At 36.5% G+C, this 25,166-nt stretch carries 14 protein-coding genes and 1 tRNA gene; 9 read left to right on the top strand and 6 right to left on the bottom strand.

Going from position 1 to position 25,166, the window contains the following annotated elements; genetic code table 11:
* Positions 1–69: 69 nt before the first annotated feature.
* On the bottom strand, positions 70–1,554 hold the full coding sequence (locus M0R21_02325) for an SUMF1/EgtB/PvdO family nonheme iron enzyme (GenBank protein ID MCK9616648.1): 1,485 nt from the start codon (positions 1,552–1,554) through the stop codon (positions 70–72).
* A gap of 38 nt (positions 1,555–1,592) precedes the next feature.
* Positions 1,593–2,588: a type IX secretion system membrane protein PorP/SprF gene (locus M0R21_02320; GenBank protein MCK9616647.1), complete on the bottom strand. Its 996-nt coding sequence runs from the start codon at positions 2,586–2,588 to the stop codon at positions 1,593–1,595.
* A gap of 209 nt (positions 2,589–2,797) precedes the next feature.
* On the opposite strand from M0R21_02320, the gene porU (M0R21_02315) reads away from it, so the two are divergent.
* From porU (M0R21_02315) to ispF, 4 genes are all read left to right on the top strand, one after another.
* Positions 2,798–6,238: a type IX secretion system sortase PorU gene (porU, locus tag M0R21_02315; protein ID MCK9616646.1), complete on the top strand. Its 3,441-nt coding sequence runs from the start codon at positions 2,798–2,800 to the stop codon at positions 6,236–6,238.
* Between the two features lie 32 nt (positions 6,239–6,270).
* Entirely contained in the window at positions 6,271–9,756 is a 3,486-nt protein-coding gene (gene porU / locus M0R21_02310) for a type IX secretion system sortase PorU (GenBank protein ID MCK9616645.1), read from the top strand.
* 73 nt (positions 9,757–9,829) lie between these two features.
* Complete coding sequence (gene porV / locus M0R21_02305; protein MCK9616644.1) at positions 9,830–11,062, top strand: type IX secretion system outer membrane channel protein PorV; 1,233 nt, start codon at positions 9,830–9,832, stop codon at positions 11,060–11,062.
* Between the two features lie 28 nt (positions 11,063–11,090).
* Positions 11,091–11,579 carry a 2-C-methyl-D-erythritol 2,4-cyclodiphosphate synthase gene (ispF, locus tag M0R21_02300; GenBank protein ID MCK9616643.1) on the top strand — a complete coding sequence of 163 codons (489 nt, stop codon included), beginning with the start codon at positions 11,091–11,093 and terminating at the stop codon, positions 11,577–11,579.
* Here the strand turns inward: ispF and M0R21_02295 are convergent.
* From M0R21_02295 to M0R21_02285, 3 genes are all read right to left on the bottom strand, one after another.
* Positions 11,560–13,788, bottom strand: a complete 2,229-nt coding sequence (locus M0R21_02295; protein MCK9616642.1) for a BamA/TamA family outer membrane protein — start codon at positions 13,786–13,788, stop codon at positions 11,560–11,562. The two genes, ispF and M0R21_02295, sit on opposite strands and share 20 nt — an antisense overlap.
* A gap of 453 nt (positions 13,789–14,241) precedes the next feature.
* Positions 14,242–14,316 (bottom strand) — tRNA-Val (locus tag M0R21_02290).
* A 304-nt stretch (positions 14,317–14,620) separates the two neighbouring features.
* Positions 14,621–15,844, bottom strand: a complete 1,224-nt coding sequence (locus M0R21_02285; protein MCK9616641.1) for an IS110 family transposase — start codon at positions 15,842–15,844, stop codon at positions 14,621–14,623.
* A gap of 160 nt (positions 15,845–16,004) precedes the next feature.
* Between M0R21_02285 and murB the strand changes: the two genes are divergently transcribed.
* Positions 16,005–17,021, top strand: a complete 1,017-nt coding sequence (gene murB, locus M0R21_02280; GenBank protein ID MCK9616640.1) for a UDP-N-acetylmuramate dehydrogenase — start codon at positions 16,005–16,007, stop codon at positions 17,019–17,021.
* 9 nt (positions 17,022–17,030) lie between these two features.
* Here the strand turns inward: murB and M0R21_02275 are convergent, their stop codons facing one another.
* Positions 17,031–18,161, bottom strand: coding sequence for a glycosyltransferase family 4 protein (locus M0R21_02275; protein ID MCK9616639.1), 1,131 nt, complete (start codon positions 18,159–18,161; stop codon positions 17,031–17,033).
* Positions 18,162–18,281: 120 nt separating this feature from the next.
* On the opposite strand from M0R21_02275, the gene M0R21_02270 reads away from it, so the two are divergent.
* From M0R21_02270 to amrB, 4 genes are all read left to right on the top strand, one after another.
* A complete protein-coding gene (locus M0R21_02270) occupies positions 18,282–19,763 on the top strand; it encodes a polysaccharide biosynthesis C-terminal domain-containing protein (GenBank protein MCK9616638.1) in 1,482 nt (493 codons plus the stop codon).
* 97 nt (positions 19,764–19,860) lie between these two features.
* Positions 19,861–22,095, top strand: a complete 2,235-nt coding sequence (locus M0R21_02265) for a Wzz/FepE/Etk N-terminal domain-containing protein (GenBank protein MCK9616637.1) — start codon at positions 19,861–19,863, stop codon at positions 22,093–22,095.
* Between the two features lie 20 nt (positions 22,096–22,115).
* Entirely contained in the window at positions 22,116–23,591 is a 1,476-nt protein-coding gene (locus tag M0R21_02260; GenBank protein ID MCK9616636.1) for an O-antigen ligase family protein, read from the top strand.
* A 71-nt stretch (positions 23,592–23,662) separates the two neighbouring features.
* Positions 23,663–25,162, top strand: coding sequence for an AmmeMemoRadiSam system protein B (gene amrB, locus M0R21_02255; protein MCK9616635.1), 1,500 nt, complete (start codon positions 23,663–23,665; stop codon positions 25,160–25,162).
* Positions 25,163–25,166 lie beyond the last annotated feature (4 nt).

Below are 25,166 nucleotides of genomic sequence, written 5' to 3'. Positions count from 1 at the left end.
TTAAATGAAATTGAAAAAACCCCATCACAACAATTTGCGATGGGGTGGATTTAGATATTTTTTTTAAGTTTACTTTCTTTTTCCAACTATAGGGCTCCCCACCCTTGACATGGCACATCGGAAGCCGATATAATCGGCGCTTAAATCTTCGTCGAGGAATCTGCGTGAGCCGGGGCTGAGGAAGTAGGCTCTGTCTTTCCATGAACCACCTTTGTAAACCCTTGATTTATCGCTTACGAGTGAATTAATACCGTATTCATACATGTAGTTGGTAGTATTAGTATTGGAAGGTTTCGCGTTCCAATCATTGGTAATAGTTGAGGGGTAATCTCCATCGAGGTAATTTTTATTGTCGGCTTGCCGGTAATTACGACGGTTGGCACTTTCTTCGGGAGTAACTTCGCGCCAGCGGATTTTTCCAAGGCTGTCTTTTTGTTCGAGTACGCCATCGGCATCGGTAGCTTTTGTTTTGAATACATTGCCACGATAGGGGCTAAGGTCGGCAATATCCTGAAACGAAAGGGGACGATACACATCAAGTACCCATTCGGCAACGTTACCAGCCATGTTATACAATCCGAAATCGTTGGGCCAGTATGCATCAACTTCTCCGGGGATGTCGTTGGCATCGTTCAGATTGCCGGCAACGCCCATGTAGTCGCCTCGTCCGCGTTTGAAGTTGGCAACAAAATCACCATAGGCTTTATGGTTATCGGTTCTGAGACCACTTCCGTTCCATGGGTAGATACGGCGTTCAACTATGCGTTCGTCGGAAGTATTTCCTACAAGACCCAGAGCGGCATATTCCCATTCGGCTTCGGTCGGCAGGCGGTACTTGGGCATCATGATTCCATCTTCCACTTTTGCCCTACGGGCTCCGGTACCGTTAGGGTTATAACTTTTAAGGTTTTTATTTACAATACCTTCGTATTGTCCTGCTAGGTATGCTTCGGTATTAAAATTATTGTCTCCTCTTTGGGCGGGATCGTAATCAAGTATGCCTGCTTTTACAAGCATCATTTCGTTCACCCTATCGGTACGCCAGAGGCAATAATCATTGGCTTGCAGCCAGTTAACACCCACTACAGGATAATTGCGGTAAGCCGGGTGACGAAGGTACACTTCCACTAAAGGTTCGTTGTACGAAAGCCTGTCACGCCATACAAGGGTGTCTGGCAAAGCTTTACGGTAAACAGCCGGGTGGTCGGTATAAAAAACCCTGTGCAACCAATACAGATATTCCACATAATCGAGGTTACTTACTTCGGTTTCGTCCATGTAAAAAGTCTGGACAGTAACTCTTCGAGGAATATTATTCCAGTCGTACATAGGATTGTCTTCGGTACGTCCCATAACAAAGGTTCCGCCTTCGATAAGTACAAGTCCCGGACCTGTTTTTGTTTCTTTAAAAGGAGGTTTTTCGAAGCCACCGTTTTTTTCGTTGTTGTATTCCCAACCAGTGGTTTTTGAAACATCTTTTTTAAAACACGATGTCAGTAAGGTAAGAGAGCCTATAACTGCTACTGTGAGAATGAATTTACCGTATTTTACCATTGTGTATTCTTTAATTTAGGTTTGCAAAGATAAAAAATTTAGAAATTGGGAACATCAAGTGGCCGGATTTTTCGCATCTTTTCAATACATCTGAATTGATAAACCAAAGATACTTCATGTGCTCCTCCGCTTGCATTCCCGAGTTTAGATACCGTATAATCGTAACTATATTCAATTTTTAAGGCGTCATATTGAATCCCTAACATAGCTATAACGGCATCAGGGTTCTCAAAATTGTGCCGGTACCAAAATCCTCCTACAAAAGGGAAAGCATTCAGGTATATACCCGCATTTAACTGGTGAAATTTCCCTTGCTGCTGGTAAAGAATTTGTGGAGAAATTGCCCAAATATCAGATGGATCATCTCTTGAATAATCTCCTGCAACACTAAATATTGCACCGGCATGAGCGGTTATTTTCATATCAAGATTGCTTTTCCCGTTATCATAAAATGCAATATCCGGCTCCGAAAGATGGTGAACGGCTACTCCACCGTATAATTTTTCGTTGTAACCAAGCAATATTCCGGCTCCGAAATCGGCAAAACCAACACTTTCGTTGCTGGGTGGTTTTTCACTGGTAGGATTTATTGTTCCCTGGCGGGTATTTATTTGATCTTCGAATATTAATTTTCCCCAATCTAATTTATTAAACTGGTAAGCTCCCTGCAATGCCATACTGGCTATAAGATGGTCGGAAACATTGAACCGGTAGTTGTACATTCCGGTAATTGCATTAGTAGAAATAATTCCTCCACCTGCCTGGTCGCTTACGAACATAACACCGACACCTCCATGTAGTGCTTCAACATATTGATCGTACGAAGCACTATAGGTTACAAATCCATTAGAAATGGATGGCCATTGGTTCCTATAGTTCAATGTCAAGCGTGGACAGACTTTATTTCCTGCAAGTGCAGGATTCAGGTAAAGCGGATGGGCAAAGTATTGTGAAAACTGTGCATCTTGTGAATACCCAAAAGATACACACATACTACTACTACATATAACTATGAAAATGAATTTTTTAAGCATATATCAACCCGCTGTTTTTCGCAGGCAATAATACAAATATTTTTTAAAAACCAAATTATTTTTTTTACTACATCTACATTTACAATATTAACAATAAAGATAACGTTAAATTTGCAGTCTTATTTTAACTTGATGTAAAGGCAGTTTAACACCTTTATCAAGGAATGACTGCGAAGGCAAGTTTATTGATGTTTTTTACTTCCAACTATATGAGAAATAAAGTATTACTATTAATTTTCATTATTTTCAGCGTTCAGATTACTTTTGCCCAGATTGCAATAACTGAAGATAGTACTTACTATAAAGCAGGGATAAAAGCAACGGTTAGTACCTATAATTCGGTGCTTGAAACCGGTAGCTGGTACAAAATAGGCGTAAAAAATACAGGAATATATAAAATTACCTATAACGACCTGTCTTCCATGGGCATCAATGTTTCATCCATTAACCCACACAATATTAGGATATACGGAAACGGGGGTGGAATGCTGCCCGAAGCCAACAGAGATGCAAGGTACGATGATCTTATTGAAAACCCGATTTTTGTGAGCGGTGAAGAAGATGGAAAATTCGACCCAAACGATTACATCCTTTTTTATGGACAATCGCCGACCGTATGGAAATACAATTTATTAAAAAATTATTTTGAACATAATCTCAATATTTATTCCGATTATACTTATTACTTTATAACTACCGATTCCGGAATAGGGAAAAGGATTTCATTATTAGCATCATCTTCTCTTTCGCCAACAAACCACGTAAATACTTTTAACGATTACGCTTACCATGAGGAAGAAAAAATTAACCTTATAAAATCAGGAAGAATATGGCTGGGCGAAGTCTTTGATGCCGTAAAAAGTTATGATTTTAACTTCAATTTTCCCGATTTGAATACGGCTTCACCAGTAATTCTTAATGCTAACGTGGCGGCAAAATCACCCCAGGCAAGTGTTTTCAGCTTTACTATAGAAGGGGAAGCCTTAAATGTAGTTGTTAATTTTTCAGACCCTAGAAATAGCCATGAATATGCCGTTGAAGCTTTGGGTAATAAAGAATTTATGGTTACTTCACCTTCCATAAATGTTAAAACTACTTATAACAAGCCGGCTTCATCATCAATAGGCTGGTTGAACTTTATTGAACTGAATGTAATCAGAAACTTGATCTTCCATGGAGGTCAACTACCTTTTAGGGATATTACATCAGTAGGTGATGGTAAAATTGCTGAACTCCGGCTTGAATCGTCGGCTTCAGAAACCCAGGTTTGGGATGTTACCTACCCTGACAGTATTGCCAGGCTTTCGCTTAATACAAATGGAAATATTAATACTTATAGATGGCAGAGCAGCAAATTACACGAATTTGTAGCTTTCGACGGCTCTTTGTATTACCAGGTTGAAAATTTTGGTAAAATTGATAATCAAAACCTACATGCTCTCGAACCTACAGAGATGCTGATTATTACACATCCTGATGTTTCAGAACAAGCATACCGTCTTGCTACTTTTCATGCAGAACATGACAATTTATCTGTTACAGTTGTTACTCCGCAACAGATTTACAATGAGTTTTCTTCAGGTGCCCAAGATATCTCTGCCATCCGCGACTTTATAAAAATGCTTTATGACAGGGGACAAAAAAGTACTCCTTTACAGTATGTTCTTTTGTTTGGTGATGGCTCGTATGATTATAAGGATTACCTGCAGAATAACACCAATAAAATACCATCATTCCAGAGTAAAGCATCTTATAATGATGTAACATCATATGTTACAGATGACTATTTTGGTTTTTTGGAAAATAATGAAGGAAATACATTTGTAGCAAATCTTGATGTGGGTATAGGAAGACTTCCTGTAAATACCCTTGAAGAAGCAGAAAAAATGGTGGATAAAATAATGTATTATTCAGTGCAAAGTCCGGAAATAATGGGCGAGTGGAGAAACATAATTTGCTTTGTTGCCGACGATGAGGAAGGAAACATACATATTGAGCAAACGGAAGCAATTGCAAAATACATTGAAAGCACTTATCCTACCTTTAACATTGATAAAATTTACCTGGATGCGTACGAACAGGTATCTACTCCGGGTGGAAACCGCTACCCCGATGTAAATGTAAGTATTAACAAACGGGTAGAAAAAGGTGCGCTGTTTCTCAACTATACAGGACATGGTGGAGAAGTGGGATGGGCACATGAAAGAGTGTTAGAAATCAACGATATTGAAAGTTGGAAAAACATAAATAACTTGCCTTGTTTTGTAACTGCAACTTGCGAGTTCAGCCGGTTTGATGACCCCGGAAGGGTTTCGGCAGGTGAATTAGTATTTTTGAACCCCAATGGAGGTGCCATTGCCATGTTCACTACCACGAGACCTACCTATGGTGACCCCAATGCACATCTAAACATGAGTTTGTATAAATATGCCCTCCAAAAATTAAACGACAAAAATCCTAAACTGGGTGATATTTTAAAACTTGCCAAACGTGAAAATGGTTCAGACCCCACCAACGGACAAAAGTTTATCCTGCTTGGCGACCCTGCTATAACTATTAACTACCCTGAATTAAAGGTAGTAACCACTTCTATAATTGATAAATTTACCGGAAATGCAACAGATACCCTTAAAGCATTATCAGACATTGAAGTGAGAGGGGAAATAAGGGACATCGGGAATCGTAAAGTGGATGATTTTAACGGTACGGTAAATATTGAAGTTTTTGATAAAATAAATACCATTGAAACAAAAGGCAACGATGGCGGAAGTACAATTACTTTCCAACTCAGAAAAAGTATTATTTACAAAGGAAAAGCAAATGTAACAAATGGAAACTTTGTACTTAATTTTATTGTTCCCCGCGACATCGCATTCCAATATGGAAACGGCAAATTGAGTTTTTATGCTTATAGTGATAAAAACGACGCCTCCGGATACGATAACAATATCATAGTAGGTGGTATGGCTGAATATTTAGCCGATGATGATGCAGGCCCTGACATTCAAATGTATATAAACGATAAAAATTTCGAATCAGGCGGAATCACCGACGAAAATCCAAAACTGTATGCTTATATCAGCGATTCGAGCGGTATCAACACCGTAGGCAACGGCATTGGACATGATATCATAGCAGTACTTGACGGAAATACTGAAGAACCCCAAATACTCAATGACTATTACGAGTCGGTACTTAACACCTACAAGGAAGGCTTTATACTTTATCCTTTTTTCGGACTAACCGAGGGGTTGCATACTATTTCGCTAAAAGTATGGGATGTTTTTAATCACTCATCGCAGGCATATATTGAATTTTATGTGAAAAATTCTGGGAAATTCAACCTTACCCATGTATTGAATGCCCCTAATCCCTTTTCGGATGAAACAAAAATCATTTTTGACCATAACCAGGCAGGTAAACAAATGAAAGCAATAGTGAAAATATATTCATCAGAGGGGCAATTAGTTACTTCGATGGAAAGTACTTTTACTGCCGATGGATACCGTTCGGTTGCAGCCGTTTGGAATGGGAAAGATAGTAATGGTAGTAGTGTAAGACAAGGGTTGTATCTTTACAGACTCAACGTGATAACCAATGATGGATATTCTGCGGAAAAGGGGGGAAAACTTGTAGTTGTAAAAAATTAATAGTTTGTATGTTACCATACTAGTATCAAAATATGAAAAAAATATTTACTGTATTTGTGGTATTTTGCCTTTTTGGCATATTAAATGCGCAACAGGTAGTACCTTTAAATTATAATGGTCGTATTGGTGAACTTTTTCAAAATATTGACTACGCAAAGTCGCAAACAAAACCAGAACAGGCTGCCTTTGCTGAAAATTCGGTGCTTGCTTCCGGTAATTGGTATAAAATAAAGGTGAAGGAAAGCGGGATTTATAAAATTACATACGAACAGCTAAATGCTTGGGGCATTGATGCGGCTGGTATTAATCCGCAAAAAATCAGGGTGTTTGGTAATTCTTTCGGAATTTTACCCGAATCCAATACCTACTATCGTCCCATAGATTTACTCGAAAATGCAATATATGTAAACGACGGTGGCGATGGGGAATTTAATCCTGGCGATTTTTTTCTTTTTTATGGTAAATCGCCCGATTCATGGAGAATTAATCCGTTTTACAAAGTGTATGAACACATTAAGCACCTGTATGCTGATTATAATTGTTATTTTCTGAATTTTAATACTGAGGAAGGAAAACGGATAGTCGAATCTTCAGTTTACCCTTTTGTGCCCAATTCCTACGCAACAACTTTTACCGATTATCGTGTTTACGAAAAAGACAGCATCAATCTTATAAAATCAGGAAAGGATTGGTATGGAGAAAAGTTTGATAACCTGCAAACAAAAATTGAATTACCCTCCTACTATTTTCAGGATGTAGTAGTAGGAAAACCTGCCGGAGTCCGTTTGAAGATAGCTGCAAAGTCGGCAGATTCTACTTCATTTGATATTATAAAAGATGATGTATCCATTCTGCATTGCGATGTGCCTGATCTTGACCCGGCATTGAGTTCTGTTTATGCCCGTTCTGCCATGCAGCTCAAAACCTTTACAATCACTCAGCCCGAATTGAATCTGAGCCTGCAGTACAATCCAGGAACCGTTTCTTCGCAAGGCTGGCTTGATTTTATTGAACTTAATATTGAAAGGCAATTGAAATTCAGAAGTGGTCAGCTTTTGTTCAGAAATGCGTATGCAACAGGTTATCAAAAAATTACTCGTTTTGGAATGCAGTTTAGCACTCAGGTGCCAACTATCTGGGATTTATCACGACCAACTTCAATAAAAGAAATTATTCCCCAAGTGGTAGGAGACTCCCTGTTTTTTACCTTGCCAACCGATACTTTATGCGAGTTTGTTGCTTTTGATGCTTCGCAATTTTTTACACCTGAATTGATAGGCTTAATTAATAATCAGAACCTGCATTCTGTTAAAAATATTGATTTACTTATTATTACACAAGAAGTATTTTACAATCAGGCAGTACGGCTTGGCGAATTGCACAAAAACAACGATGGCCTCACATATGCAGTAACCATTCTTCCGGAAATTTATAACGAATTTTCTTCCGGCATTCAGGATATTGCAGCCATTCGCGATTTTGTAAGAAATGTTTACTTTACTTCCGATTCTCTCAGTCGTCCGAGGTATCTATTATTGTTTGGTGATGGTTCATTTGATCCTAAAAACAGGTATCCCGATAATAATAACTTCGTTCCTACTTTTCAATCCGAGGAATCATTAGTTAGCACAGGTTCCTATGTTTGTGATGACTTTTACGGACTTCTTGACAAAGAGGAAGGAGAAGGTGCTGTAGGAAATGTGGACATAGGAATTGGACGTTTAGCGGTTTCAACAGTGGCAGAAGCCGATGCAATCGTCAACAAAATTGAACATTACATGATTCCTTCTCCTCTTACTCTGCGCGATTGGAGAAATATTACCTGTTTTATTGCCGATGATGAAAATAAAAACCTGCATTTCGACCAGGCGGAAGAGCTTAGCGAGATTGTAAAAGATAAAGACCCTGTATACAATATTGATAAAATATACCTTGATTCGTACAAACAAATTACTAATGCGACAAGCTCTTCGTACCCGGACGCTACGAAAGCCCTTGCAAAGCGTATTGAACAGGGTGCACTAATTATAAATTATACCGGACATGGCAGCGAATTAGGACTTTCCGGCGAAGGATTGGCTACAACTCAGGACATAGAAGAATGGGAAAATATTGATTGCCTGCCACTTTTTATCACTGCAACCTGCGAATTCAGCCGTTTCGACGACCCTGAAAGGGTGTCTGCCGGCGAATGGGTAATGCTGAATAGCAACGGAGGCGGAATAGCATTATTTACTACAACACGACCGGCTTTTTCCACCCCTAACTTTAACCTGAACAAAAGATTTTACAATTATGTTTTTGCAAGAGATGAACAGGGAAATTATTTACGGCTCGGCGATATTGTGAAAAAATCAAAGGTCCCTTCTTCTATATATTTCAAAAATTTTGTTTTATTGGGTGACCCTGCACTCAGGCTGGCGTATCCTAAGTTGCACGTATTGGCTACAAAAATTAATGATATACAGATAGAAAAATTTGCAGATACCTTACAGGCTTTCGACAGATTTTCTTTATCCGGGATAATCACAAATGCATCCGGGGAAAAAGTAGACGACTTTAATGGAAAGGTTTTTGTAAAAATCTTTGATAAATCAACAGAATACCACACGCTTGGAAACGATTGGGATAGTTATAAAACTGGTTTTTTCCTTCAAAAAAATGTTATTTTCGATGGTTCTGCAAGTGTGGTGAACGGAGATTTTACTATCAATGTACTCATTCCCCGCGATATTATGCTGTCTAACGGCTTCGGCAAATTCAGCTTTTATGCCGAAAATGGTTCGGTGGATGCTACCGGTTATTTCGATAAAATTGTCATAGGCGGTATAAATCCTGATCCTTTGCCTGATACCGAAGGTCCTGCTATTTCCATGTACTTGAATGATACATCATTTCGTTCAGAAGATGTCGTACATAACAATGCGATGCTGATGGCAGCTTTGCACGACACCAGCGGAATCAATGTTTTGAATTCAGGCATAGGACACAATATTATCCTGACTACCGATCACAATAATTATTCTTCTTTTATTGTAAATGATTACTTTACACCGTTAGTAGATAATTATACCGACGGGATAATCAAATTGCAGTTAGAAACCCTTCCTGAAGGAAAGCATACCCTGACACTTAGAGCTTGGGATCTTTATAACAATTCTTCCGAAGCGGAAATAGAATTTAATGTTCAGAATACTATACAGTTAAAAACGCATAACGTGCTTTGCTATCCCAATCCTTTCAGCGATAAAACCTGGTTTGAATTTTCGCATAACCAATTCAACGGAGGACTCTCTATGCTGATTGAAATCTGTACAATGACCGGGAATAAGATAAAAACGATAGGACCTGTGCAAATTACTTCTGAAGGATATGTATCCCAATTAGTTGAGTGGGATGGGAGATCTGACAATGGTAGCCCCATATCTAATGGGATGTATATTTACAAAGTTAAAATACTGGAAAGTAAAAATAATTATATAGAAACTTCGGGTAAGGTAATAGTTAGTAAACAATAACACGGATATATTTTCGTTTAGTTTTACTAAATAGATTTTTAATAAATTTGTGCCCTTTAATTTAAGAAATATTATGTATCAAATCAAGAAAATCGCATCAATCGCATTTATTATTCTTCTGACAACACAAATTACCAATTGCTTTGCGCAGAGTAAGAGTGATTATATTGGGCGTAATCTCAATACTATAACTACAGCAGTTCCTTTTCTGATGATATCACCCGATGCCCGGGCAGGGGCTATGGGCGATGCTGGAGTTTCTTCTTCCCCCGATGCCAATTCTATGCATTGGAACCCTGCAAAATATGCATTTATTGAAAATAATCTTGGTTTTTCTGTTGCGTATAGCCCTTGGCTAAAAGCTTTGGTAGATGACATAAACCTTTATTATGTAACAGGATATTATAAACTTGGAGAACAACACGCAATCGCCGCCTCTCTTTTATTCTTTTCACTGGGTCAAATAGAGTTTACCGATGTTAATGCCGAAAGAATTGCTACCCGCAACCCAAACGAATTTGCTATTGACCTTGCATATTCCCGGAAATTTTCACCCAAATGGTCTGGAGCCGTAGCAGGACGGTTTATTAATTCCAATATTACGCAAAATATTAATGTGGGAACTTCTTCCACAAAACCGGGCAGATCCGTAGCTGCCGATGTGGCTGTTTATTATGTTGACGATATTTCTTTCCCCCAAAATAATATTGATGGAAAATTTTCATTTGGACTTGATATTTCAAATATAGGTACAAAGATATCTTATTCTGACGACAATACCCGCAAAGACTTTATACCTACCAACCTCCGCCTTGGACCTTCTCTTTTGTTAAATCTCGACGAATTTAACAGCCTTACCTTCATGGTTGATTTTAATAAATTGTTGGTTCCTACTCCTCCCATTTATGAGACGGATAGTAATGGACCTGTTGTGGGACCCGATGGAAATCAAAAAATTTTAAAAGGGAAAAACCCGGATGTATCCGTAGTTTCAGGTATGTTACAGTCGTTTTATGATGCTCCCGACGGATTTAGTGAAGAAATAAAAGAAATATCTTATTCCATAGGCGTAGAATACTGGTACGAAAAACAGTTTGCCATCAGGGGTGGATACTTCTATGAAGATGAAATGAAAGGGAACCGCAAATATTTTACCCTTGGTGCGGGATTAAAATACAATGTTTTCGGCCTTGATTTCTCTTATCTCATTCCTACCGACCAGAAAAATCCGTTGGAAAATACGTTACGCTTCACTCTCTTGTTTGATTTTGCTGCTCTTAATAAAAAAGATAAGAGCCTTAAATAAAATATATTTCTGACAAAAGAAAATAAACGTGAATTTCAGGGTGGGCTTGGGCTATGATATACACTGCCTTGCCTTGGGCTGCAACCTTTGGCTTGGCGGAGTGAAAATACCCCATACCAAAGGAGCCGTAGGACATTCTGATGCTGATACCCTGATTCATGCACTTTGTGATGCACTATTGGGCGCAGCGGCTTTACGGGATATAGGATATCATTTCCCTGATACTTCTCAGGAATTTAAAGGGATAGACAGTAAGATTCTTCTCAAAAAAGTTATGGCGCTAATTACAGATAAGGGCTTTTATGTTGTAAATGTTGATGCTACCGTTATTATTCAGCAGCCCCGTTTGGCAAACTACATACCATTGATGGTAAGTACCTTGTCGGGTATTATGAATATGCCCACTGATAATGTTAATATTAAAGCAAAAACAGCAGAAAAATTAGGCGCTGTAGGGGAAGAAAAAGGTGTGGAAGCTCAAGTCATCGTTTTGCTGGCTAAAACGGATAACCTATAGCAAAATTCCAGATAATATCTCCAATTTGCATTGCAGGTACTTTAATCCAACGATCTTCCTGCGGGAGTGATGGACTACGGATAGGAATAGCACCATCAATTCTGAAAATGAAATAACTAAAATCGAGCCGAATCCCAAAACCGGCGTCCATTGCTATTTGATTAATAAAGGTAGAAGAGGAAAATTTCCCATCAGGAAAGTCGGAATTAGTGTTCAACGTCCATATATTTCCTGCATCGGCAAAAAATGCACCTTTCAAAAAACGATAAATGGGGAAACGGTATTCCATATTTCCTTCCAACAAAATATCACCCATTTTATCAAAATTGGCGTCCGAAGTATCCCGGAAAGCCCCCGGACCAAGAGAGCGAATTCTCCATCCCCGCATGCCATTAGCTCCTCCGGAATAAAAACCTTTTTCAAAAGGCAGAGATTTCGAATTTCCATAAGCATAACCTAATCCTGCGGCGGCTCTTATCACTATCAGATTCCGTGGATTAATGGCATTGTAATACCTAAAATCAAAATCACTTCTTAGGTATTGCGCATAACGGATATTAAACAAGGTATAATCTCCATTGGCATTCCGGGTGTTATCAATGTATTTGCTGTACAAGTTAAGGCTATTGCCAGATGTTTCCATATTCAAACGGAAGTATTCAAAGTGTTTCTGGTGTCTTTGCCCCTGGTTGCTAAATATAAGGCTGTATTTCAGCGCCATAATTAAATGGTCTGTGTACTGGTATTTATAGCGTGGGTCTTTAAGCGAATTTAAATAATCGGTAAACTCAGATGAGGGAAAAATGCGAACAGAATTAATTTCAAAAGGTGATAAAATATGGGCAATGGTTTGACTTTGTTTCCACTCGTATCCAAAAGAAAGATTGGTAATATAGCGTTTGTAGAAAGGTCGTAACTGGAAATTAAAACCACCGGTAAGGCTAGTATTGGGGCTCGAAAATTTGGAAACCCTTTCCTGTTTAACAGGGAAAACAATCCGGGGAAAATCAAAACGGGCTTCAATACCTGTTTCTATGGTGTTGAAAAATAAAAATTCATTGGAAGGTTGGGATTTCCCAAGATTTTTTTGCATTTCGAGTGAGCCTTTCAACTTGAGATTGAGGATTTCAGATCCTCTGAAAATATTGATATTTTGATATGTTGAATATCCTGTTATGCCAAGATACCCTCCTTTGTTTGTGCCTTCAGTTCCATACGAGGTTCTTTGTAATGGATTTCTTGTTAGTTGAATATGGCAGTCAAGCCAAGTACTGTCCACTGTAGATTTTTTATCAGGGGAAGAAGAAAAGTCAAAATTAACAAACCGTATTACTCCCAAACCCGACAAGCGGTTGTAAGTAAGCTGCACGTCTTCCATACGGTAGGGCGAATTTTTTTTGAGAAATAAATTCCTTATCACCGATTTGGGTTTTAGACGTAATTTATCCTTATACAGAAAATAGCGGTTGTTTCCCGAATTAATAGTGTCAAAAGGCACATTTGTACCAACTTCTGGAGAAAAATCCGGAAATATGTAAATAGAATTGATAAAGCATCGAGGGTGGCTTCTCGTTTCCGAAAAATTAGAATTGTTGGCAAATTGTTTTTTACTATCCTGAATATCAATTGTAATATTAAGTTGATGGCTTTTTAAGGTACTATCTACATGAAAAAGAATATATTCCTTGGAAAAATAATAAAAACCGTTGTTTTTCAAAAATGTGGTGATCCTGTCGCGTTCATCTTCCAGTGTATAGGCATTATATATATCACCTTTTTTGAGGAACGATTGTGGAATATCTGATGTAACCAGGGAGTCAATCATCCGATCGCGAATTGCATAACTGATATTGCGGATGGTATAAGGAGTTGATAAACGAATATTGTAATTTACTATAGCTTTTTTCTTTTTATATTTAATATTTTTTGCTATATGTGAAGAAAAATATCCCTTATTGTTCAGATAGGCTTTTATTTGTTTTAACGAAGTATTCGTTTGTACAGTATCAAGAATAACAGGCTTTTGTCCTATTGTTTTTTTTAACCATCTGTTTACACGGTTGTCCTTACCTTGGTTTGCAGTTTCATAAACCCATATATTAAACCGGAATATACCAAGAAATTTTTTATTATGTTTTTGTAAAATATAGCCATTAATCTCATCTTTTGTGATTTGATTGTTGCTGATGGTTATTTTATTTTTATCCAATAAATATCCTTTTCGGACTGAGTTTTTAGAAGATGTACATGAAAAGAATAAGCTACAAATCAGCAATATCAATACTGGGATTCGGACGTGGCTCATTAACTTTCGGCTAAAGGTTACAATAATATGACAACAAAAATATTAAGAATAATGTGTAGAAACAATTAATTATTATCATTCAGGGCAAACAATTGGTTTTTCAAGAGTAGGCTATGCCTTAATTGAGGAGGGATACTTTTACAGCTAAAGAAATATCGGCAAATTCTTCCGTCTTCTAACTTTTAGTTCTGCCCGTAAATACCTTATAGATAGGAAGATGCTTTTTTAATCTTTCCGTTAAAGCATCACGTGTACTACCGATATAAAATTTATTCAGAGCTTCAGAAAATATAACATGCTTAAATGGCATGGGAAAAATAAAAAAGCCATCTGTAACTAGATGGCTTTCATTTTTCGTGGGAGCAACAGGATTCGAACCTGTGACCCTCTGCTTGTAGGGCAGATGCTCTGAACCAGCTGAGCTATGCTCCCAAAGAGGCTGCAAATTTACACCAAAATTTTACTTAAACAATAAGTAAATAAAATTTTTTTATATGAAAACTAAAATTTGTAAATATCAGAAAATCATAGCAATATATTTATGTGATTTTATTAAATTTCTTCTATAAATCCTTTCTGTTGTATTGCGATGGATACTGAGCATTTGTTTGCTAATTTCTTCTTCAAGGTCTATGCCTTATGTTTTTGTTCGGTATCCCGTATTGCTACGAGAGCGAAAGATGCCAGTTTGTAAACGGGGTTATTCCAATAAAATCGGGACATTGCCACCACAAATTTAAACGGTCTTTTCCCCGCAACTGCGGGATTGCTGTTGCAACTTGCTTAATTTTTCCTGATAATACTTTTGCTTTCTGCTGATTTGCTCTGTAGATAATTTGATTTGAGGTTCTTTATATACCTCTTGTTTTGTCAGCACATTCCAAATAATGACCAATTGTTTCCGTGCTATGGCTATGAGTGCTTTTTTACTTGATTTGCGGACGGCTAATTGTTCAAACTTGGTTTTTAGATAACAAGTTTGGGTGCGGCTGGCTGCCCATGCGGTTTGAACTAATATTCTGCGCAGATATTTATTGCCTTTTGTAATGGAACGGCTTTTTATTTTTCCTGCACTTTCATCGTTCTTTGGTCTTAATCCGCACCAACCTGTAAGTTGCTTTGCTGTTTCAAATAGTTTGATGTTACCGCCTAATTCGGCTAAGATAATAACGGCTGATAATTGTTTTATTCCCGGTATGGTTTGCAGCAGGTCGAGTTGTTCTTTATACTGCACTTCAGCTATTTTTTGTGCCTGTGCCAATAACTCGTTGTACTGCCTTTCTATATGCAGATAATCTTTGTATATCTGCCGTAACAGAAACACATCGTGTTCTTCAATGATGCCTTCCAATGATTGTTTTACTTTTGCTCCGTGCCGGTTCAAAATACGACTATGAACTAATGCAAGAAGTTGTTCAGGAGCATAATTGCCTTTGCTGATACTTTCAACAATATTTATCACTGTCTTGCTGCCAATAGTAGAACTCAACGAAGCAATCTTGATGTTGCACTGTGAAAGTTGTTTTTCTATTTGCTGCAAACACCGCGTCATTTGTCCTTGCAACTGTGCATAACGTCTCAGGTAACTACGCAACACACGTATCGTTTTTTTAGGAACCACACTGCCTTTAAGTAATTTTTTCTCTAACAATGTGGCGATCCATTGTGCATCTTGTACATCACTTTTCCGTCCAGGCATCTGTTTGATAAAATACGGATTAACCAACAAAAGTTCAAATTCATTTTCTAACGCCCGCCAAACAGGCATCCAATAAATACCGGTGCTTTCCATTGCCACGTTGTAAACCTGTTCTCCTTGCATCCAATGGCTCATATCTGACAAGCCCTGAGTGGTTGTTGAAAATTGTTTTACTTCACTTTGATATTTTCCTTTTTTGACACACGCAAAAATTATATCTTTGTGCACGTCCAGTCCGCAAACTCGTTTTAATTTGTTCATACAAATGTTTTTGACCGCAAAATTAATGTACTTCAAGTACGAACGGTTGCTGAGAAGCGGACTGGATTTTTATCCCGTTTATGTGTAATTCAAAAATTTTATGAAAGTTTGCCATATGAAAATGTTTGTACAAAATAACGGAGAATTATAAAATAATTATATGATAATCAGAGAGAATGTTTCAATCAAACGATTCAATACTTTTGGGATAGATGTGAAGACGCGCTTTTTTATTGAAGTTTTTTCTCAAAAAGAGCTTGCAATATTTATTCGGCAAAACCTTTATGGGTTTTCATCATTTCTTGTTCTTGGGGGGGGAAGTAATATCCTGTTTTTAAGAGACTATGATGGGGTGATAATCAAAATGTCATCGAAGGGAATTACACAGGTTGACGAAAATGAGGAAAATGTGTTTATAAAAGTACAGGCAGGTGAAACTTGGGATGATTTTGTAAAATATTGTGTTGAAAATAGTTTGGGTGGGATTGAAAACCTTTCACTCATTCCGGGAACGGTTGGAGCCTGCCCTATTCAAAATATTGGCGCATATGGGTCTGAGGTGAAAGATACCATCGTCAGGGTTGAAACTTTGAATACAGAAAATGGTAATATCTGCGAATTTTTGAATAAAGATTGTAAGTTTGGATACAGAAACAGCATTTTTAAGAATGAAGTTAAAGGGAAGCATATAATTACTTCTGTAATATTCAAACTCTTTAAGAATCCGCAGCCCAATATCGCTTATAAATCGCTTGCAGGGATATTTGAGAAAAACCTTTCTGATAAAATTACTATTAGCGCTGTCAGGCAGGCAGTGTGTGCAATAAGAAAGGAGAAACTTCCCGATCCTGAAAAATTGGGAAATGCTGGAAGTTTTTTTAAAAATCCAATAATTTCGCAACAAAAATATAATGAATTGAAAACAATTTTTCCTGATTTTCCTGCTTATGTCCAAATAGACGGAAGCTATAAAATTGCTGCAGGGTGGCTTATTGAACAAACAGGCTGGAAAGGCAAACGGTTGGGTGAAGCGGGTGTACACGAAAAACAAGCTTTGGTGCTGATAAACTTTGGAAAAGCAACGGGGATGGATATTTGGAACTTATCAGAAAAAATAATTCTTTCAGTTTTCGAAAAATTTGGAACCAGATTGGAGCGGGAAGTGAATATTGTTTAAATGCTTGAATTATAATTGATTCAACACTTTTTCGATGGTTTGCCAAAGGCGTTCAGCCGTTTTATCCCAACTGAACTTTTTACATTGAATTTTCCCTTTTTCAATTAATTGCATACGCGTTTTTTCATTGCGGGCAATTTCAGTCATTGCCGAAGCGATATTATCCGGATCGAAAGGATTTACCAACAAAGCTGCATTGCCGGCAATTTCAGGCATAGAGGTTATCCCAGAAGTAATCACAGGAACTTCGGCTTGCATAGCTTCAACAATAGGTATTCCAAATCCTTCAAAATAACTTATATAAGTAAGAGAAAGAGCCGCTCCCATCACTTTATTCAATTCTTCGAGACCCAGTCTGCCCGTGAAAAGCACATCCCGTTTATACGATAAGTTATTATAGGCCTCTTCAATGGCATTCGTCCACCATTTTTTGGCTCCCACAATCAGCAACTTGATACCGGAATTATCATTTTTTTTAAAAATGTCGAAAGCTTTAAAAAGATTGACAAGATTTTTCCTTGGGTGTAAGGAACCTACAAATAAAAAATAAGGATGTCCTTCTGTATATTTTTTAAGAGTTAATTTTTTTTGATTTTCATCAGAAGGCTGATATATAGTGTTTGCTCCGTTATACAACACATCAATTTTTTCACTTTCAATGGCATATTGTTCTATAATATCATTTTTCGAAAACTGAGAAACTGTGGCTATACGAGAAGCTTTATGGGCAAATTTAGGAAAATAGTAGTTGTAATATTTTTGTTCAAATACAGGAAGATCATCAGGATAATGCTCAAAATTAAGATCGTGAATTACTTGTATGGAGGGCACTGGAGAACTCAGGCTTAAATAACCGTCAGGAGAAAGAAATACATCAGCTTGAGTGGATTTGAGTATTTTCGGAACAGAATATTCAAACCAAATATAATATAAAAAAGGATGGCGAGCTTGTGGAAAAATTTTTACAGGAGAAATATTTTGATTAAAAATAAAAGTATCATCAAATTTTCTGTCAAAAATAAAGATGAAATCATGTTCGGGATGACAACGGGTTATTCTTGAGAGGGTTTCTTTTGTAAACCAACCGATGCCTTCTAATTTATCCTTTATAAGCAATCTTGTATTAACAGCTATCTTCAACTTTCTGGTATTGTTATTAGTAATTATATGAAAAATTGATAAAACAATAAAAAGCTTTGAAACATTGATAAAATCAATATTTTTGCACAAAATTAGAATTTTTCGAACTATCTGGCTTGTATGCAGCGAAAATTCCTTACAAATCTTGCTTTACTATTATTTTTAAATTTTCTGGTAAAACCCTTTTGGATTTTTGGCATAGACCGAACCGTGCAAAATGTTGTAGGATCAGAAAGTTATGGATTCTATTTTGCAATTTTCAACTTTTCGTACCTGTTTAATATTTTACTCGATTTCGGGATTACCAATTTTAATAATCGGAATATTGCCCAGAATCATCAACTGCTGAACAAGTATTTTTCGAGTATTGTCATTTTAAGGTTTATTCTTGCAGTGGTATATACAGTGGTTACTTTCACGGTAGCCTTGATTATCGGTTACAAAGCACCACAACTTTATTTGCTTGCATTCCTGGCATTTAATCAGTTCCTGATTTTTTTCATTTTGTATCTGCGTTCAAATATCAATGGCTTAATGATGTTTAAAACGGACAGTTTTATGTCTGTACTTGATCGTTTGCTGATGATTGTGATATGCGGTGTACTGTTATGGGGCAATATTACGATAACTCCTTTCAAGATTGAATGGTTTGTATATGCTCAGACCGTGGCTTATCTGTTGACTGCTTGTGTTGCTTTATTTTTTGTAATTCGTAAGGCAAACTTTAAACGTTTGGTATGGAATAAACCGTTTTTTGTATTAGTTATCAAACAAAGCCTCCCGTTTGCGGTGTTGTATTTGCTCATGATGTTCTATTATCGGATAGATACTGTGATGATTGAGCGCATGTTACCCAAGGGAATAGGATCAGTGCAATCAGGAATTTATGCTTCTGCATTTCGATTGCTTGATGCTTCAATTATGATAGCCTATTTATTTTCGGTATTGTTATTGCCTATTTTTTCCAGAATGCTCAAAAACCGGGAATCTGTTGAGCAAATGGTCAAGTTATCATTTACTTTATTGATTACAAATGCACTCATAATTGCTATTGGCGCTGCATTTTACAGAGAAGAATTAATGCAATTACTATATCCCCAACATCATAACGAAACATTAGCCTTTTACCAGTTAAGAATCCAACAATCTTCCTCTATTTTTGGTTTCCTGATGGGTAGTTTTGTGTTTATTTCCTCAACTTATATTTTCGGAACATTACTTACTGCAAATGGAAATCTAAAACATTTGATTATCATTTCCGTAGTAGGTATGGTGATAAATGTTGCCCTCAATTTAATATTAATTCCTGGAATGGAAGCTGAAGGTTCGTCTATTGCCAGTTTTGTATCTCAATTGGTTACGATTATCTTGCAGATTATTTTTGTACAGTACATCTTTAAATTTAATAGGAATTTTAAATATATTACTACTCTTCTGTTATTTGGACTTTGCCTCTTAGCTGTTAACTGGCTGTCGAAAGAATTTTTTACAGATTGGGAAACCGGATTTGTAGTAATGATATTATCTTCCTTTGCATTGGCAGCTTTACTGAAATTATTGAATTTGAGGGGTATGATGTCAATAATCAAAAATGGCACCTGAAGGTCAGATGATTTTAGCTCAATTTGTCTTTAGGATAAAAACCTTGTGTTTTCAATTTAAATTTATATTTTTGGCTTTCTAAAATTTTTCGATGGAAATGGCAAATAATCATAAAGAAAATAAAGAATTTAATTCTACTAATATTATTATTTTTATTTTACAATGGCAAAAACCCCTTATTATTGTTACAGTTTTTGCCATAGTTTCTTCTGTCATTTTTTCTTCTCCTTTTTTTATTACCCCTTTGTACAGGGCAACGGTAGTAATGTTCCCAACATCTTCAAATGCAATATCCAAAGCATTATTAGGCGATAATGATGGCAACAAACATGATATACTTGAGTTTGGAGTGGAAGAACAAACTGAGCAAATGCTTCAGATGCTTAATTCGAATAAAATACGTGAAAAAATTATTGAAAAATATAATTTAATTGAGCATTATAATTTGGAAACAAATTCAAAGTATAAATATACTAAACTTTATAAACAATACGACAATAATATTCGTTTTCGCAGAACAGAATACATGGCAGTACAGATTACCGTTTATGATAAAGACCCGCAGATAGCTGCCAATATAGCCAATGATATATCAGATTTACTTGATACTGTTAAAAATCAGATACAAAAAGATCGTGCACAAAAAGGTTTTAGAATTGTAGAAGCAGAATATGAAAAATTAAAATCCGAGATAAAACAGATGGAGGATTCGTTATCGGTATTACGAAAATTAGGTGTAAACGATTACGAAACCCAGGCTGAAATGATGAACCAGCAGTTGGCGATAGAATTAGCAAAAGGAAATACGTCTGGAATCAAGAGGATTCAGGAAAACCTTGATAAACTTGCCATTTATGGAACTGCCTATGTTTCACTGCGTGATGCTTTGGAACACGAAAAGAAACAATTAAGTTTAGTCAAAACAAAATATGATGAAGCCAAAATAGATGCTGAACAGATACTCCCACAAAAATTTGTGGTTAATAGCGCCTTTAAAGCCGAAAAGAACTCATACCCCATTCGTTGGATAATAGTTTTGATAACAACAGTTTCATCTTTTTTGATGACTCTGCTTATTATTATTATCTATGACAATGTTAAAAAATCGGAATATTTTAAAAAAAAAGAAATACTTACTCTAAAACCTGAAAATAAACAGGGAATCATCATTTCTGAAAAAGATGAAATTATATCAAAATTACCAGAATCAACCCCCAAAGTCGTTAAAGAGCCTCCTCCCAAAATATTAAATAACAAAATTGAAGAAAAAATTAGCCCGGAAGTAAAATTGCCTGCCAGCACTCTTCAGGAAACAATCACAAAAAATTCAAAAAATTATATTACAAACCTGCCTCAGAATATGGAAAACTATTTTAATAATTTAAATCTGCTTAAAATATTGTTAAAGTGGAAATGGCACATCGTTGTCATTACAGCATTGGCAGCATTTCTGTCGCTATTTTTTTCGAGCTCGATTTTTATTAAGCCCAAATATAAATCTACAGCAATTGTATATCCATCAAACATAGCTCCATATTCTGATGAAACCGAAACAGAACAAATGTTACAATGGCTGAATTCAAAAGATATTATGGATAGCGTAGTGAAAAAATACGAACTCATCCGGCATTATGATATTAATGTCAATGATAAGGAATATTACAGTCTGCTGAGCTATTTCTGGGGCAAAAATGTGAATATAACCAAAACTCAGTATGCTTCGGTTAAAATTGATGTTATGGATACCGACCCTAAAACAGCTTATGATATTGTATATTCTATCCTTGATTTTTACAACAAAAAAGTTCATAATATTCATAAAATTAAGTATGATGAAGTTGTAACCGTATGTAAAAAACAATTGGATGACAAGCAGAAGGAAATAGATTCTGTAGAAAACAAATTGCATACATTGAGAACAGAATATGGAATCATTGATTATGGTAACCAAACCCGTGAGGTAGCAAGGGGGTACCTGCGTACGGTTGATGGAAATAATTCCTCACGGATAAATACACCCGAAGTATTAAAATTAAAAAAGAATATTGAACAAAAAGGTGGCGAGTTTGTGATTTATAATACAAGAATTTATGATTTAATGCGCGAGTACAGCGACTTGTATGCTCAATACGAAAAAGCAGTTAAAGACTCAAAAAAAGAATTTACTTTTTCGAATATGGTTAGCAGTCCAGTTGTGGCTGATAAAAAAGCGTTTCCCAAACGCGCTCTCATTTTACTCTATACCATAACAGCATCTTTATTGTTTTCAATAATAGGTATTTCTGTTGTGGAAAATTACCGAAATAAGAAACAGGCTATTGCCGAAATGTAAAAAAGCTAAATTCTTTTGTGTTGAAAAATATTTTAAAACAACTTACAGGATATGCTTTATCAGAAAAAAACAAGTATATTATTGTTTATCTAATTAGTCTATCTTTTGTTGCTTTTAATGCTTATTTAATTACCAAGGATATTTATTGGGGTTTATTATTGCCGGTATTAATCGTAATTGGGATGTTTTACATTTATAGTCTGGACAAAATTCTGCTAATAATAACATTTCTTACCCCTTTAGCTATCAACTTCCGTGATTATGATATAGATGTGGGTGTTTCTTTACCCACCGAACCAATGATGCTGGGAGTGTTGCTGTTATTCATCTTTAAATTGTTTTACGATAATCAGTTCGATAGAAAAGTAACTTTCCACCGTGTAAGCATTGCTATTTTCATATATTTATTCTGGATTCTGATTACCAGCATTACGAGTGAACTCCCCCTGGTTTCATTCAAATTCTTCTTCTCAAGACTTTGGTTTATTGTTCCTTTTTATTTTATAGGTACGCAGCTATTTAGAAAAATTTCTACAATTAAACTTTTTAGCTGGCTATATATTATACCGTTGCTTATTGTAATTGCGTACACAATTATTCAGCATTCTTCATATGGGTTTGATGAAAAATCGGGACATTTTGTAATGACACCGTTTTATAATGATCATACTGCTTATGGTGCAGCCTTAGCGATGTTTGTACCTGTTGTAGTTGGCTTTATTTTTAATAAGCAATACCAAAAGAAACAAAGAATAATTTCATTTTTTGTACTTGTTGTTTTACTTATTGCTTTGACTCTGTCGTTTTGCAGAGCCGCCTGGATTAGTCTTATTTTTGCTTTTGGTGTTTATATTCTGATAATTTTAAAAATTAAGTTCAAGTGGATAGCATTTTCTGTAATTAGCATAATAGGACTGTTTTTTGCTTTTCAATGGCAAATACTTGATGCGCTTGAAAAAAACAAACAAGATTCTTCAGCAAATTTTGTAGAACATATACAATCTATTACCAATATTTCGTCAGATGCATCCAACCTTGAGCGTATCAACCGTTGGCAAAGTGCATTAAGAATGTATAACGAACGACCTTTTCTTGGATGGGGACCGGGAACTTATCAGTTCGTGTATGCTCCTTTTCAACGGTCGAAAGAGAAAACTATCATCAGCACAAATGCCGGTGATATGGGAAATGCCCATAGCGAATATATAGGACCTCTGGCGGAAACGGGTTTTATTGGTATGTTAACCGTTTTTGGTATTCTTATCACGGTAGTGTATTCCGGATTAAATGTTTATAAAAAGGCGAAAAGCAGAGAGATAAAATTAATAAGCTTAGTAACCCTTTTAGCTTTAATTACATATTACTTTCATGGCATAATGAATAATTTTCTTGATACCGATAAAGCTGCGGTACCTTTTTGGGGTTTCATTGCCATCATAGTTGCACTCGACATCTATCATAACGAGGAAGAAAAAAATTCAGTAATTAAATCCTAATAAAAAATACCGGGTTTGCAGGGTATTCTTATATTAGCCGCTTCGTTTTCCAGTGAAATAAATCTATTCTCATGAAGAAAGGTTATCTGTTAATAGCTTGGTTTTGTTTGATAATCCAATACAGCTATTCACAGTTTTCTACCTCTAATCCAAGCCCGAAACTTCGGGCTGCAACTGTAGCAGGTCAGTTTTATTCTTCTGACAGTGCTGAACTCAGCCGAAATTTACAGTTATTGTTTCGGAAAGCTGCGTCGCGACAAACAGAAAATATCAGGGCTTTAATTTGCCCACATGCCGGGTATGTTTTTTCGGGAGAAGTGGCTGCATCCTCTTACAGTCAATTGGATAGAAATAACACTTACGAAAATATTTTTATCATAGGAACAAGTCACCGGGTGGATTTTAAAGGCGCATCAGTTTATAACTGTGGAAATTACATCACTCCGCTTGGTGAAGTTCCAGTAAATACGCAGCTTGCAGACGAACTGTTGCAAAAAAATGAAATTTTTACCTATAACCCACAAGCTGATGCTTCGGAACACAGCATTGAGGTACAATTGCCCTTTTTGCAGTATTATTTAAAAAAACCTTTCCGGATATTACCCATAGTAATAGGAAGCCAGACTACTACCGATTGTAAAACCATAGCCGAAGCTCTTCGTCCTTATTTTAATGAAAAAAACCTGTTTGTAATCAGCACAGATTTTTCGCATTATCCTGATAGTAAAAACGCAGGAACTATTGACAGTTTAACGGCTAATGCTATAATTAAAAATTCACCCGAAGCGCTTACGGAAACCATTAATGCAATAGGGCGAAAAAATATTCCTCACCTGATAACCAATCTCTGTGGATGGAATGTAGTTTTAACATTGTTGTATTTGACCTACGATAATCCAGAAATTCAGGTAAAACCGATTATTTACAAAAACTCAGGAGACTCACCCTACGGCGACAAAAACAAAGTGGTTGGTTATTTTTCCCTGGCTTTTGAGGGGAAAAAGCTTCAGAATATATTTACACTAAGTAATAAGGATAAATACGATTGCATAACCATTGCCCGTAAAACCCTTGAAGAATATCTGCAGAAAGGTAAAATTCCCGCTTTTGCAAACGATACTTTATCTGAAACGCTTAATAAAACCGGTGGAGTTTTTGTTACTCTGAAAGAATGGGGTAGCCTGAGAGGCTGTATTGGAGTATTTTCTTCAGAAAAACCAATATATCAAACTGTTAGTGAAATGGCTATCGCTGCTGCAGTTAGCGATTATCGTTTCCCAGGAGTAAATGAGGACGAGCTTGGTGCCATTACAATCGAGATATCCTTAATTTCTCCGCTGCACAAAATTTTTTCGCCTGAGGAAATAATCCTTGGGAAGCATGGTATTTATATTGTTAAAGGTTCCGATTCAGGTACTTTTTTGCCTCAGATTGCCATTGAAGAAGGCTGGAATACGGAGGAATTTCTCGGACATTGTGCCCGTGATAAAGCCGGAATAAGTTGGGATGAATGGAAAGACGCTGAAATTTATACTTTTGAGGCTCAGGTTTTCTCTGAAGAGAAAAAATAAACAA

The organism is Lentimicrobiaceae bacterium, from assembly GCA_023227965.1.
Classification (GTDB): Bacteria; Bacteroidota; Bacteroidia; order Bacteroidales; family JALOCA01; genus JALOCA01.
The sequence above is the reverse complement of the archived record's forward strand: the minus strand, read 5'-3'. Positions and strand labels throughout refer to the sequence as shown.